The sequence below is a fragment of the Paraburkholderia ribeironis genome, assembly GCF_900019265.1.
Classification (GTDB): domain Bacteria; phylum Pseudomonadota; class Gammaproteobacteria; order Burkholderiales; family Burkholderiaceae; genus Paraburkholderia; species Paraburkholderia ribeironis.
Genome location: NZ_CYGX02000025.1, coordinates 54688 through 68216 on the forward strand (window position 1 = coordinate 54688; position 13529 = coordinate 68216).

12 protein-coding genes are annotated in these 13529 nt (G+C 63.5%); all 12 read right to left on the reverse strand.

Annotated features, from left to right (window positions below):
* Positions 1-2 precede the first annotated feature (2 nt).
* Positions 3-1010 (reverse strand): D-glycero-beta-D-manno-heptose-7-phosphate kinase, encoded by a 1008-nt coding sequence (rfaE1, locus tag BN2475_RS12060; protein WP_094779750.1) that lies wholly within the window; start codon positions 1008-1010, stop codon positions 3-5.
* Positions 976-2379 carry a UDP-glucose dehydrogenase family protein gene (locus tag BN2475_RS12065; protein WP_094779751.1) on the reverse strand — a complete coding sequence of 468 codons (1404 nt, stop codon included), beginning with the start codon at positions 2377-2379 and terminating at the stop codon, positions 976-978. The genes rfaE1 and BN2475_RS12065 overlap by 35 nt, the downstream gene beginning before the upstream one ends.
* 141 nt (positions 2380-2520) lie before the next feature.
* Complete coding sequence (gene lapB / locus BN2475_RS12070; protein ID WP_094779752.1) at positions 2521-3696, reverse strand: lipopolysaccharide assembly protein LapB; 1176 nt, start codon at positions 3694-3696, stop codon at positions 2521-2523.
* Positions 3697-3766: 70 nt separating this feature from the next.
* On the reverse strand, positions 3767-4060 hold the full coding sequence (locus BN2475_RS12075) for a LapA family protein (RefSeq protein WP_094779753.1): 294 nt from the start codon (positions 4058-4060) through the stop codon (positions 3767-3769).
* A gap of 397 nt (positions 4061-4457) precedes the next feature.
* Entirely contained in the window at positions 4458-4781 is a 324-nt protein-coding gene (locus tag BN2475_RS12080; protein WP_094779754.1) for an integration host factor subunit beta, read from the reverse strand.
* Positions 4782-4802: 21 nt separating this feature from the next.
* Positions 4803-6536 (reverse strand): 30S ribosomal protein S1, encoded by a 1734-nt coding sequence (rpsA, locus tag BN2475_RS12085; protein WP_094779755.1) that lies wholly within the window; start codon positions 6534-6536, stop codon positions 4803-4805.
* Positions 6537-6700: 164 nt separating this feature from the next.
* Positions 6701-7387 (reverse strand): (d)CMP kinase, encoded by a 687-nt coding sequence (gene cmk / locus BN2475_RS12090; RefSeq protein WP_094779756.1) that lies wholly within the window; start codon positions 7385-7387, stop codon positions 6701-6703.
* Positions 7388-7422: 35 nt separating this feature from the next.
* On the reverse strand, positions 7423-8727 hold the full coding sequence (aroA, locus tag BN2475_RS12095; protein ID WP_094779757.1) for a 3-phosphoshikimate 1-carboxyvinyltransferase: 1305 nt from the start codon (positions 8725-8727) through the stop codon (positions 7423-7425).
* Between the two features lie 19 nt (positions 8728-8746).
* Positions 8747-9688, reverse strand: coding sequence for a prephenate dehydrogenase (locus BN2475_RS12100; RefSeq protein WP_094779758.1), 942 nt, complete (start codon positions 9686-9688; stop codon positions 8747-8749).
* 52 nt (positions 9689-9740) lie between these two features.
* Complete coding sequence (gene hisC / locus BN2475_RS12105; RefSeq protein WP_094779759.1) at positions 9741-10853, reverse strand: histidinol-phosphate transaminase; 1113 nt, start codon at positions 10851-10853, stop codon at positions 9741-9743.
* Positions 10854-10951: 98 nt separating this feature from the next.
* Complete coding sequence (gene pheA / locus BN2475_RS12110; protein WP_094779760.1) at positions 10952-12034, reverse strand: prephenate dehydratase; 1083 nt, start codon at positions 12032-12034, stop codon at positions 10952-10954.
* A gap of 62 nt (positions 12035-12096) precedes the next feature.
* A complete protein-coding gene (gene serC / locus BN2475_RS12115) occupies positions 12097-13179 on the reverse strand; it encodes a 3-phosphoserine/phosphohydroxythreonine transaminase (RefSeq protein WP_094779761.1) in 1083 nt (360 codons plus the stop codon).
* Positions 13180-13529 lie beyond the last annotated feature (350 nt).

The window sequence follows — 13529 nt, forward strand, 5'->3', positions numbered from 1 at the left end:
CGTCAATGAAAGAGTTCGTCGTAGTCGACGGTGGCCGTGCCGAGCTTGCCGACCACGATGCCGGCTGCGCGATTCGCGAGCCCAACCGCCTCGACCAGCGTGAGACCCGCGCCGAGCATCGCGGCAAGCGTGGCGATCACGGTGTCGCCCGCACCCGAGACATCATACACTTCGCGTGCAACGGCCGACGCGTGCAGGATGCCGTCGTCGGAGAAGAGCGTCATGCCCTCTTCCGAACGCGTCAGCAACAACGCACCGAACGCCAGATCGGCACGCAGTTTCGTCACGCGTGTGACCAGATCCTCTTCGGATTTCCACTGACCCACGACCTCGCGCAACTCCGCGCGATTCGGCGTGATCAGCGTCGCGCCGCGATAGCGTTCCCAGTCGTCGCCCTTCGGATCGACCAGCACCGGCTTGCCGGCCGCATGCGCCCGCGCGATCATTTGCGTGACGTGGGTCAGGCCGCCCTTCGCGTAATCGGACATCAGAATCACGTCGTGCGACGGCAGCAACTCGTCGAAACGGGCGAGACCCGCGAGCAGTACTTCGTGCGTCGGCGAGTTTTCGAAGTCGACCCGCAGCAACTGCTGCTGACGCGACAGCACACGCAGCTTGATTGTGGTGAGGAGCGCCGGATCGCGTTCGAGATGCGGCGTCACACCGCTTTCGCCCAGCAACTGGACGATGCGCTCACCGGGTTCGTCGTGACCTACCACGCACAGCAGACCGGCTTGCGCGCCAAGTGCGACCGCATTGCGCGCGACATTCGCCGCGCCGCCGAGGCGGTCTTCCTGACGCTGCACGTGCACCACGGGCACCGGCGCTTCCGGCGAAATACGGTCCACGTCGCCGAACCAGTAGCGATCGAGCATCACGTCACCGACCACCAGCACGCGCGCCGCACCGAGCCGCGCACGCGGCACGACCGTGAGCTCCGGTGCCGGCGTGGACGGGGCGGCCACCGGCACGGCCTCAGGCATCGGCCGGAAGTTCAATGGGTTGGGCATAGGGGCGTCCAATCGAGTGATAGTCGATGCCGAGCTCGGTCATCGCGTCCGGTTCGTATAGATTGCGGCCGTCGAAAATCAGCGGCGACTTCAGCACCGATTTCAGATGCACGAAATCAGGACTCTTGAATTCCTTCCACTCCGTCACGATCACGAGCGCGTCGGCGCCGGTCAGCGTTTCGTCCTGCGTGCCAGTGAAGGTCAGACGCGCGAGCTGCTCGGGCACGGCGTGCAGGTCCATCGCGAACACGCGGCGCGCTTCAGTGACCGCGACCGGATCGTACGCGCGCACCTGCGCGCCACGCGCCAGCAGTTCGGCAATCACGCGACGGCTCGGCGCTTCGCGCATGTCATCGGTATTCGGCTTGAACGCGAGGCCCCACACGGCGAACGTGCGACCGCTCAGATCTTCGCCGAGCTTTGCGGTGATCTTGTCCACCAGCACGTCCTTCTGCCGGTAATTCACGTCCTCGACTGCTTCGAGAATGCGCAAATTGTGGCCGCTCTCGCTGGCGGTGCGAATCAGCGCCTGCACGTCTTTCGGGAAGCACGAGCCGCCATAGCCGCAGCCAGCGTACAGGAAGTGATAGCCGATCCGCGGGTCCGAGCCAATGCCGCGCCGCACCGCTTCGATATCCGCGCCAACCCGGTCCGCCAGATTCGACATCTCGTTCATGAACGAGATGCGCGTCGCGAGCATCGCGTTGGCCGCGTATTTGGTGAACTCGGCCGAGCGCACGTCCATATACAGCGTGCGTTCGTGATTGCGGTTAAACGGCGCGTACAGACGCTTCATCAGCTCGCGCGCGCGCAGGCCGGCTTCGTCTTCGTCGATGCCGAGCACAATGCGATCGGGTCGCATGAAGTCGTCGACGGCCGCGCCTTCCTTCAGGAACTCGGGGTTGGAGACCACCGAAAAGCGATGCTGCTTGCTATTCGCAAGCCCGCGTTTGGCCCGCTCCTCTTCGACCACCGCGCGCACGCGCTGCGCGGTGCCGACCGGCACCGTCGACTTGTCGACGATCACCTTGAAGCCGTTCATCGTGCGGCCGATGTTGCGGGCCGCCTCGAGCACGTATTGCAGATCGGCCGAGCCGTCTTCGTCGGGAGGCGTGCCGACCGCGATGAACTGCACGTCCCCGTGCGCCACGCTCGCTTCGACATCGGTCGAAAACGTGATGCGGCCAGCCGCGCGGGTACGCGCGATGATTTCCTGCAAGCCCGGCTCGTGAATCGGCACGCCACCGTTGTTGAGGATTTCGATCTTGCGGGGATCGACGTCGAGACAGAAAACGTCGTTGCCGATCTCAGCGAGACACGCGCCAGTGACGAGGCCGACGTAGCCCGTGCCGATAATGGTGATTTTCATACGCTTTCCGGTAGAAGGTTCCGGCGATGATTGCCGGTAGTGATGCCGGTGAAGAACCCGTTGCGAAATCCGCCCGCGCAGACACTGCTGCCACACGCGCGGCGCGGCGACCGCACGACCGGGGCCGCAGTCGCCCTGGCGTCAGTTCGACGCCGTGATCGGTTCGACGCGGCGCGGCGCATAGGTTTCCCAACCGCTGCAACCCGGGCACTGCCAATAGAACAGCCGCGCCCTGAAACCGCAATTCTGGCACGTATAGCGCGGCAGATTCTTGGTGCGCTGACGGATCAGCGTGCGCATCAGTTCGAGCTCGCTGCGCCGCGGCTCTTCCGCGACGGCTTGCTGCGCTTCGAGCAGGCGCGTCATGCCCGCCAGATTTGGCGACTTCTGCATCTGCGAGCGCGCCAACGCATGCGCGGCATCGGGCCCGCGCAGCAACGCGACGTGCTGATAGGCCACGTCCAGCAGATCGTTGCTCGGATGACGGTCCACCCACGCGGTGAGCAGATCGGCGCCCTCCTGTGGGCGGCCGAGCGCTTCGTAAGCCTTCATCACCTTTTCCGCGACGAGCGGCAGATAGGCCGGATTCTGTTCCTCGACGCGTCGCCACTGCGCGATCGCCGCATCCTGTGCCCCGCCCGCCGCATCGACGTCGCCGAACAGGATCGTTGCGCGCACGTTGGACGAGTTCGCCTTTAGCGCGAAGCCGAGTTGACGGCGGGCCTCGTCCGCGTTCTTGTGCTGGAGCGCTTCCTGCGCGAGTTCGCAATGGAACTGCGCGATTTCCTTGTCGAGCGATTCAGCGCCCATCGTTTCCAGATGTCGGGCCGTGTCGATCGACTTGACCCAGTCCTTCTCGATTTCGTAGATGGTAAGCAGCGCACGCTGCGCACCCAGTGCGTAGTCGCCGGTTTCGAGCGAGCGGAAGGTTTCCTCCGCGCGATCGAGCAGGCCCGCTTTCAGGAAGTCCTGCCCCAGCTCATAGAGCGCGTGATCGCGCTCGTTGACCGGCAGGTCGGCGCGGCTCAGCAGATTCTGATGCACGCGAATCGCGCGATCCGTTTCGCCGCGGCGCCGGAACAGATTGCCGAGCGCGAAATGCAACTCGACCGTTTCAGGGTCGAGCTTGACCACTTCGATGAACGCATCGATCGCCTTGTCCGGCTGCTCGTTGAGCAGAAAATTCAGCCCGCGAAAATATGAACGCGGCAGGTTGGCGCTCTCGGATAGCAGCGTCTTGAGGTCGTAGCGCGCAGCCACCCAGCCGAACGCGAAAGCGACGGGTATGACGAGCAGCCACCAGAAGTCTAGATCCATGCGATTAATGCAAAAGTACGGGGAAGCGGAAGCGCAAAGGCCGCGCTTAGGCCGCGCGACAGAAAGAAATTCAAATCAGCGGCGGCAGCGGCGGCTGTTCGACCACCACCGGGGTTTCGCGCGCCACCCGCAACTCGCGCTTGAGCCTGCCATTTTCCATGCGCAGGCGCACCACGGCCGGCATCGACGACACCAGCCCGGCCAGCAGCCCCACTACGAAGAACGCGAGGCCGATCAGGATCAAAGGCGCCGACCACGCATAGCCAGCGAGGAAATTCAGCGTGGCAGGTTGTGTGTTGGAGAGCGCCAGCACCAGCAGCAGCACGAACACCAGCACACGGATCAACCAGACGATAAATTTCATGAATAGGTCTCTTGACGGCAGTTGCGGGGTGACGCCGGCTTGATGACGCGTCGCGCCACGGTGTTGCCCGCGCCGAAGTGACCCGTATTGTAATTGAAGCCCTCGCGGCTGGGCAGGAACTGACGGATTGCGGACTTACGCGCGGTTTATCGTGCCGCAAACTAGATGCAGGGACCCGCGTCGGATTGCCGGGATGCATCGATCGCGCGTCGGCGCGCACACGAACCGGCATCGCAACGATCAGCCGCGAAAAGTGCGGCCCAAAAAGCACGGACGGAGTACGGACGAAGCACGGACGAAAAAAAAGCGCCCGGAGGCGCTTTTTTCTGGTCTTTTGCCGACTGGCTTTGGCCGCCGACGCTACCTATGCCACGCCGCAAGACGCACCGCGGAGCATTTACAGGTCGTCATCCGGCTCTTCGTCCTTCAACGGCTCGCCCGCGCGACGATCCACCCGCTCACGCAATTCCTTGCCTGGCTTGAAATGCGGTACGTACTTCTCAGGTACCAGCACCTTCTCGCCCGACTTCGGATTACGTCCGACGCGGGAGGGACGGCGGTTGAGCCCGAAGCTGCCGAAGCCGCGAATTTCAATGCGATGACCGTTGGCAAGCGCCTCCGACATCGCATCGAGCATCGTTTTCACCGCGAAATCCGCATCTTTAAGGACAAGTTGCGGAAATCGCGTAGCCAGCTGGGCGACCAATTCCGATTTGGTCATACTGCAGCAGACCTCTCAGGCTTACTGGTTCTGGCCGTCGAGCTTGGCCTTCAGCAGCGCGCCGAGGTTCGTCGTGCCGGTGGCAGCTGCGCTCGAATCGGACGAAGCCAGACCACGGATGGCTTCCTGTTGCTCAGCCGAATCCTTGGCCTTGATCGACAGGTTGATGCCGCGCGACTTGCGATCGATGTTGATGATCATCGCGTTGACCTTGTCGCCTTCCTTCAGCACGTTGCGAGCGTCTTCCACGCGGTCTTGCGCGATTTCCGAAGCGCGCAGGTAGCCTTCGACTTCAGCCGACAGCTGAACCACGGCACCCTTCGCGTCCACCGACTTGACCGTACCGTCGACGATCGAACCCTTGTCGTTCATTGCAACGAAGTTGCTGAACGGGTCGCCTTCGAGCTGCTTGATACCCAGCGAAATGCGTTCCTTCTCGACGTCGATGCCGAGAACGATCGCTTCCACTTCGTCGCCCTTCTTGTACTTGCGAACTGCTTCTTCGCCCGTTTCGCTCCACGACAGGTCCGACAGGTGAACCAGGCCGTCGATGCCGCCCGGCAGACCGATGAAGACGCCGAAGTCGGTGATCGACTTGATTGCGCCTTGCAGCTTGTCGCCCTTCTTGAAGTTGCGGCTGAAGTCGTCCCACGGGTTCGGCTTGCACTGCTTCATGCCGAGGCTGATACGGCGGCGGTCTTCGTCGATTTCGAGAACCATGACTTCGACTTCGTCGCCCAGTTGCACAACCTTCGACGGTGCAACGTTCTTGTTGGTCCAGTCCATTTCCGACACGTGGACGAGGCCTTCGATGCCCGATTCCACTTCGACGAATGCGCCGTAGTCGGTGATGTTGGTGACCTTACCGAACAGGCGCGTGCCCGACGGGTAACGGCGCGAAATGCCTTCCCACGGATCGTCGCCCAGTTGCTTGATACCGAGCGAAACGCGGTTCTTTTCCTGGTCGAACTTGAGGATCTTCGCGGTGACTTCCTGGCCAACCGACAGCACTTCGCTCGGGTGACGCACACGACGCCATGCGATGTCGGTGATGTGCAGCAGGCCGTCGATACCGCCGAGGTCCACGAACGCGCCGTAGTCGGTGATGTTCTTGACCACGCCTTCGACGATCGCGCCTTCCTTCAGCGTTTCGAGCAGCTTGGCGCGCTCTTCGCCCTGGGTCGCTTCGATCACCGCGCGGCGCGACAGCACGACGTTGTTACGCTTGCGGTCGAGCTTGATGACGCGGAATTCCAGCGTCTTGCCTTCGTACGGGGTCGTGTCCTTGACCGGACGCGTGTCGACCAGCGAACCCGGCAGGAACGCGCGGATGCCGTTGACCATCACGGTCATGCCGCCCTTGACCTTGCCCGTGATCGTACCGGTCACGAGTTCGTTGTTGTCGAGAGCCTTTTCCAGCGACAGCCACGAAGCCAGACGCTTCGCCTTGTCGCGCGACAGGATCGTGTCGCCATAGCCGTTTTCCAGCGCGTCGATCGCGACGGAAACGAAGTCGCCCGCCTGCACTTCTACCTCGCCCGCGTCGTTCAGGAACTCTTCGAGCGGGATGTAGGCTTCGGACTTGAGACCAGCATTGACGACCACGAAGTTGTGGTCAACGCGCACGACTTCGGCGGAGATCACTTCGCCAGCGCGCATGTCTTGCTTGGTCAGCGACTCTTCGAACAGAGCCGCAAAAGATTCGGTATTCGGGGTAGAGGTTTGCAGGTCGGACATAAAAATCGAAATTTGCATGGTCTCGCAGTGCCTGGCTGGCCGGACGGTCAGCAACAATGGCCAAGTATGCGAATGCCACGCGGGGTTAAAGGGTTAACACAACGCTTCACGACAATCGCGAAGCACCTACCAACAACGAAACTTCTACTGCGCCCGCCGCCGATGCGCAACTGATACTTTCATCAGGCCTGCGGGACTAGCGCTTCATACCACTGCACCACCTGCTCCACCGCCTGGTCGATCGACAAAGCGGAGGTATCAAGCAGCTTTGCATCCGCCGCGGGCTTGAGTGGCGCGGCTGCGCGCTGACTGTCACGCTCGTCGCGCTCACGCAAATCCCGGAGCAAGTCATCTATATTAGCAGAAAATCCTTTTTGGATCAATTGCTTATGCCGGCGCACCGCGCGGGCCTCGACGCTGGCGGTCATGAACACCTTCAGCACGGCATCCGGGAAGATCACGGTGCCCATGTCGCGGCCGTCCGCAACCAGCCCCGGCTCCTTGCGGAAAGCCCGCTGGCGCGCCACGAGCGCGGCTCGCACCGGTGCGTGCACGGCGATCGCCGACGCCCGGCTGCCGACTTCCTCAGCGCGAATCTCGGCCGATACGTCGACGCCATCGAGCTGCGCAAGCCCCTCGCGGAACGTGATATGCAGATCGTCGATCAGTTCGGCAAGGGTGTCGGCATCGTCGGCGGAGATCTCGTAACGGATGCTGGCGAGCGCGGCAAGCCGGTACAGCGCGCCGCTGTCCAGCAGGTGAAAGCCGAGGCTCGCGGCAACCAGCGCGGCCACTGTGCCTTTGCCAGAGGCACTCGGACCGTCGATCGTAATGACCGGCGTCTGGTGAAAGGGACGGGTCGGTTTCATCGAAAAAGTCGCACGTCAATCGATTCGTGGCTGAATCAGGGTTGGGCGAGCGCCGTGAAGCGCTCGAAATAATCGGGAAAAGTCTTGCCGACACACTTCGGGTCGTTGATCCGGATCGGCACGCCGCCGAGGCTCACGAGCGAGAAGCACATGGCCATCCGGTGATCGTCGTAGGTGTCGATCGACGCGTTCGGAATCAGTTTTTCAGGCGGCGTGACGACGAGGAAATCCTCCCCTTCCTGCACCTTGGCGCCGACCTTGCGCAGCTCCGTCGCCATCGCGGCGATCCGGTCGGTTTCCTTCACGCGCCAGCTGGCAATGTTGCGCAGCGTGGTCGTGCCGTCCGCGAACAGCGCGGCGACGGCGATCGTCATCGCGGCGTCGGGGATCAGGTTGAAGTCCATGTCGATCGGATCGAGCTTGCCGTGGTCGTTGCCGACACCGCGCACTTCGATCCAGTCGTCGCCCATCTGCAGATTCGCGCCCATTCGGGTGAGCGCATCGGCAAAGCCGACGTCGCCCTGGATGCTCGCGCGGCCCACCCCTTCCACTCTCAGCGGGCCGCCGCCGAGCGCGCCAGCCGCGAGGAAATACGACGCGGACGACGCGTCGCCCTCCACCATGATGGTGCCCGGCGACTGATACCGCTGCCCCGCCGGCACGACGAACTGGTGCCAGCCGTGGCGCTCGACCTTGATGCCGAAACGCGCCATCAGCTTGATCGTGATCTCGATGTACGGCTTCGAAATCAGTTCGCCGTCCACCTGCACGGTGCTCACGCCGCTTGCGGTGCGTAGCAGCGGCAGCGTCATCAGCAACGAGGTGAGGAACTGGCTCGACACATCGCCGCGCACGCGGATCGGCGCGTCGGCCGTGATCTGCGCCGGGCGAATCCGCAGCGGCGGGTAACCTTCGTTCTCTTCGTAATCAATCTTCGCGCCGATCTGGCGCAAGCCGTCGACCAGATCGCCGATCGGCCGCTCGTGCATGCGCGGCACACCGTGGATCCGATAGTCACCGCCATTCACGGCCAGCGCCGCAGTCAGCGGACGCACCGCCGTGCCGGCATTGCCGAGGAACAGGTCGGCCGTGCGCGCGGTGAACGCGCCGCGCGTGCCGGTCACGGCGCAGGTTTCGCCGTCACGCTTGAGACGCACGCCGAGCTTGACGAGCGCGTCGAGCATCACGCGGGTGTCGTCGGAGTCGAGCAGGTTCGTGATCGTGGTTTCGCCGTCGGCGAGCGCCGCGAGCAGCAACACCCGATTCGAAATGCTCTTCGAGCCAGGCAGACGAACCGTGCCGGACGCACGGGAAAACGGTCCGAGATCGAGGAATTCCATGATTGAGTCCAGTTTCCGGTTATTTCGACGCGTCGCTGTTGGCCACACCGGCCGCGCGCTGTTCCTGCCACTCGGTGCGCGCCACCCGCGAGCGCGCGAACACGGCTTCGAGCGCGGCGCCGTCGGCGGCTTCGATGGCCGCGCGCAGGCGCGCGAGCACTGCGGTGTACGCGTCGAGCTCGTCGAGCAGCGCAACGCGATTGGCAACGCACACGTCGCGCCACATTTCCGGACTCGACGCGGCAATCCGCGTGAAGTCCCGGAAACCGCCCGCCGCGAACGAGAATTTCAACGCGGCGTCGGGCGAATTGAGAATCTGCTCGACCAGCGCAAACGACAACACGTGCGGCAAATGACTGACCGACGCGAACACGCGGTCGTGCTGCGCGGGCGTCATTTCGCGCACCAGCGCGCCGGTTGCACGCCACATTGCCGCGACGCGCTCGACCGCTGCTGGCGCATTCTCCGGCAGCGGACACAACACGACGTTGCGGCCCACATACAGGTCGGGCAAAGCGGCATCCACGCCGCTCGACTCGCGGCCGGCGATCGGATGCCCCGGCACGAACTGGCCGATCCGCGTGCCGAGCGCCGCGCGGGCCGCGTCGACCGCGTCGGACTTGGTGCTGCCGGCATCCGTGACGATCGTGCCCGCATCGAGATACGGCGCAATGCGCGCGAGCAACGGCTGCGTCTGCGCGACAGGCGCCGCCAACAGCACGATGTCCGCACCGGACAGCGCTTCACGCAGCGCCGCGTCGTTGTCCAACGCCGCCGCGCCGTCGATCACGCCCAGCGTCAAAGCGCGCTCGCTCGATGCAGCCGAGCGTCCGACACCGATCACGGTACGCGCGCCGTCGGCATCGCCGCGCTCACGCAGCGCGCGTGCGAGCGACCCGCCAATCAGGCCGACACCAAAAATCACCAGCTTGTTAAAAGAGAACGCGGCCACGTCGGTCACACAAAAAGCGCGCCTGCCATGCCGATGAGGCGCGCGGGTCAAGGATTACCGCTTACGCGGTGGCGAGCGTCTTTTCGAGCGCCGCGAGGAATGCTTCGTTTTCTTCCGGCAGGCCGATCGTGATACGCAGCCATTGCGGCAAACCGTAGTTGCCGACCGGACGCACGATCACGCCCTGCTTCAACAATTCGAGGTTGACGCGGTTGCCGGCGGCGTCGTCGTTGCCGACGCGCACCAGCACGAAGTTGCCATCCGACGGCACGTACTCGAGGCCGAGCTTGTCGAACGCTTCAGTTAGACGGCTATACCCTTGTGCATTCAAAGCCGCGCTCTTTTCGAGAAACGCGCCGTCGTTCAGCGCGGCGATCGCCGCGGCTTGCGCGAGCGTGTTCACGTTGAACGGCTGGCGCAGCCGGTTCAGCAGATCAGTCAATTGAGGCTGGGCGATCGCGAAGCCCACCCGCAGACCGGCGAGGCCAAACGCCTTCGAGAACGTGCGCGATACCAGCAGATTCGGGTAGCGGCGCACCCACGCGATCGAGTCGTAGCGCTTTTCTTCCCGCAGATATTCCGTGTAGGCCTCGTCGAGCACCACGACCACATGGCGCGGCACCTTCTCGAGAAACGCCTCGAGCTTCGGACCTTCAATAAACGTGCCGGTCGGATTGTTCGGGTTCGCGACGAACATCAGCCGCGTGTCGTCGGTGATCGCCGCGAGCATTGCATCGAGGTCGTGGCCATATCTGACGGCCGGCACGACGATCGCGCGGGCGCCTACGCCTTGCGTGGCCAGCGCGTAGACGGCGAACGAATACTGCGCGAAAACGATCGACTGGCCCTTTTCCACGAATGCGTGCGCGGCGATTTCGAGGATGTCGTTGCTGCCGTTGCCGAGCGTGACCCAGTCGGCCGGCACGCCGTAGCGTTCGCTCAACGCGGCCTTCAGCTCGAACCCGTTCGCGTCCGGATAGCGGCCGAGTTCACTGGCCGCCTGGGCCATCGCGCGTTGCGCGGATTCCGGCATGCCGAGCGGGTTCTCGTTCGACGCCAGCTTCACGATGGTCGCCTCGTCCAGACCGAACTCACGGGCCACTTCCGAAATCGGCTTGCCGGCGATGTAAGGCGCAATCGCGCGTACGTAGGAAGGACCGAAAGACGCTGTCATGAATATCTCCGAACGACGATGAGTAGTTAAATGTGCAGCTTTGAATGCGCGGCCGGGCGGCTGGCCGAACCCCGCCCGGATCCCACTGCCTGAAGCGTTCAGCGGGCGCGCGGATACGAGCCGAGTATCTTCAGGAACGCGGCCTTCTCGCCAAGTTCCGTGAGCGCGGCGGCTACCGCCGGATCGTCGCGATGGCCTTCGATGTCGATGTAGAAGTAGTACTCCCACGTGCCGACGCGCGCCGGACGCGATTCGAAACGCGTCATCGACACGCTGTGGCGCGCCAGCGGCTCCAGCAGCTTGACCATCGCACCCGGTTCGTTGACGACCGAAACGATCAGCGAGGTCTGGTCGTAACCGCTCGGGGCGGCCGGCTGCTTGCCGATCATCACGAAGCGCGTGCGGTTGTGCGGGTCGTCCTGAATCAGCGCGTTCACCACCTGCAGACCGTAATGAGTCGCCGCGCGATCGCCGGCGATGGCCGCGACCGTCGGATCTTCCGCCGCCATCCGGGCGGCCTCGGCATTGCTGGATACCGCCTGGCGCTCGAGGTGCGGCGCGTTCGTCGACAGCCAGCGCTGGCATTGGGCGAGCGCCTGAGCATGCGCGCACACGCGCTTCACGCCGGTCAGGCCGCCGTTCAGCGTGAGCAGGTTGTGGTGAATCGGCAGGGCCAGTTCGCCGCCAATCGTGAGTTGCGTTTGCAGCAGCAGGTCGAGCGTGCGCGACACCGCGCCTTCGGTCGAATTCTCGACCGGCACGACGCCGAATTCCGCGGCACCCGCTTCGACCGAGCGAAACACTTCGTCGATCGACGGGCACGGCAGGCCTTCGATCGACTGACCGAAGTACTCGTGCATCGCCTGTTCGCTGTAGGTGCCAACCGGCCCGAGGAACGCGGCCTTGATGGTCTGTTCGAGCGCGCGGCTCGCCGCCATGATCTCGCGCCAGATCGCGCTGATGTGTTCGCTCGCGAGCGGCCCTTCGCTCAGGTCCTGCAGACGCGCGATCACCTGCTGTTCGCGCTCCGGCCGGAATACCGGCGCGTTGTAGTGCTTCTTGACCTCGCCCACTTCGAGCGCGACCGCGGCGCGCTGATTCAGCAGCGCGATCAACTGCGCGTCGAGCGCGTCGATGCGTTCGCGAAGAGGTTTGAGTCGGGTATTGAGTTCGTCGTCCATGCGTGAAAACGGTCGTGCCGGGTAACTGCTGGAAAGGATGCGCGCGCCTGCCGGTCAGTGACTCAGGCGCTGCGCTGTTCGAATTCCTTCATGTATTCGACAAGCGCTTTGACGCCTTCGAGCGGGACGGCGTTATAAATCGACGCCCGCATGCCGCCGACGGACTTGTGGCCCTTTAGCTGCACCATTCCCCGGGCTTTCGCACCGGCCAGGAAATCTTCGTTGCGCGACTCGTCGGCGAGGAAGAACGGTACGTTCATCCGCGAGCGCGAGCCACGTTCGACCTTGTTCAGATAGAAACTGCTCGAGTCGATCGTGTCATACAACAGCTTCGACTTCTCGAGATTACGCGCTTCCATCGCGGCGAGGCCGCCCTGCTTCTTCAACCACTTGAACACCAGCCCCGCGATGTAGATCGCGTAGGTGGGCGGCGTGTTGTACATCGAATTGTTCTCGGCGACGGTTTTCCATTCGAACGCCGACGGGCAAATGGACTGCGCGCGACCCAGCATGTCTTCGCGCACGATCACAATCGTCACGCCGGCCATGCCGATATTCTTCTGCGCACCGGCGAACAGCACGCCATATTTGGCGATGTCCATCGGGCGCGACAGGATGTGCGACGACGCATCCGCCACCAGCGGAATGTCGCCGAGGTCGGGAATCTCGAAGGTCTCGACGCCGTGGATGGTTTCGTTCGTGCACAGATGCACGTAGGCCGGATCGTCCGACAACTGCCACTCGGCGCGCGCCGGTGCGCGCGTGAAGCCGTCCGCGGTTTGGCCGCTGGCGGCCAGATGCATGGTGCCGTACTTCTGCGCTTCCTTGAACGACTTCTGCGACCACGAGCCGGTGACGACGAAATCAGCCCGCGGCTTCGCGCCGAGCAGGTTCATCGGCACGATCGCGTTCTCGCCCAGACCGCCGCCCTGCAGGAACAGGATGCGGTGGCTCGCCGGCACCTCCAGCAGGTCGCGCAGGTCGACCAGCGCTTCCTCGTGGATCGCCATGAATTCCTTGCCGCGATGGCTCATTTCCATCACGCTCATGCCACTGCCTTGCCAATCGAGCATCTCATCGGCTGCCTGGCGCAGCACTTCTTCGGGCATGGCCGCCGGGCCGGCTGAGAAATTAAAGACGCGCATCGTGAAGTCCTGGAAGCGGGCGCGAAAAATGAAAGATCGCGCAAAAATCGGCGAAGGTGGCAGCCGGAAAGGCAACCACGGTGAAACGGGTCACGCGCGATTGACGGCGCTGATTCGTTAGCGCCAATTCAATTCGCCAATTCAATGACGCCAATTGGCTGACGGGAATTGCCAAAACAGGTTTGCCAACGCAGGGGTGTCAACCCGATCTGCCAAAAAAATCGGCGCCGAAAAGAAAATGGCCGTTTGCGCGCGTGCGCAAACGGCCATTATCGCATTGTCATCGCCAACCCGCCAATCGCGGCGCGCCGTACAGCCTGCTGGGCGTGCCTGTCGGGCGATGGCTGGCG